This window comes from Oribacterium sp. oral taxon 078 str. F0263, assembly GCF_000469565.1.
GTDB lineage: Bacteria > Bacillota > Clostridia > Lachnospirales > Lachnospiraceae > Oribacterium.
The window spans coordinates 539-1129 of sequence record NZ_KI273112.1; the positions used below are offsets into that span (position 1 = coordinate 539).

The following is a 591-nucleotide window of genomic DNA, read 5'->3' on the forward strand; positions in this document are numbered from 1 at the left end:
AAAAAAAGGTGAGTATAAAAAAAACGAGCAACCCGCCGATAGATCCCGGAATCGAAGACGGAGAGAAAATCAGGGCATAAATCGAGAATGCAAGATAAATGTAAAGCAGCCTTTTCCAGAAGCCTCGCAGGAGCCTTTTCTTTTTTTCCGAGGGCGGCAGAGGAACTCTCTGACATGGTTCATCCTCCGGAGAAATGCTGTCCAGAATTTCGAATAAGGTTTTTTCTTTTTCCGGCTCTCCCTCCAAGCCCTCAAAGGAAGACAGGAAACCGTGCGGGTCCCGCCAGTATTTCCAGATGAAGCTGCAAATCCAGTAAAGGAAAAGGCAGATAAGGATGATATAGTATGTCAGCAGAAAGGGAGAAATGTGGAAAAGGTATGGGGGGAAAAGAGGAAGAGCAAGGATAAGAGAGAAGAGGCAGGGAAGGATAAGGGAAAGCTCGGGCAGATGAGCGAGAGATCTCGGGACAAACTCAGGGTATGCAATAAAAGCATAAACCCAGAACAGAAGATAAAGTATAAGAAGCCGTTTCAAGAATCCATAGAGAAGTCTCCGCCTCCCCACGGGAGAAGAGAGAATCCTTTTCAGGA

2 protein-coding genes are annotated in these 591 nt (G+C 46.2%); one reads left to right on the forward strand and one right to left on the reverse strand.

Annotated elements, in window-relative coordinates; genetic code table 11:
- Positions 1–247 (reverse strand): hypothetical protein (locus tag HMPREF1986_RS13380; protein WP_207636978.1); only part of this gene is annotated, 247 nt, incomplete at its 3' end.
- A gap of 24 nt (positions 248–271) precedes the next feature.
- Between HMPREF1986_RS13380 and HMPREF1986_RS13125 the strand changes: the two genes are divergently transcribed.
- Positions 272–591, forward strand: a 320-nt coding sequence (locus HMPREF1986_RS13125) for a hypothetical protein (RefSeq protein WP_155978781.1), incomplete at its 3' end; no start/stop codon positions are given.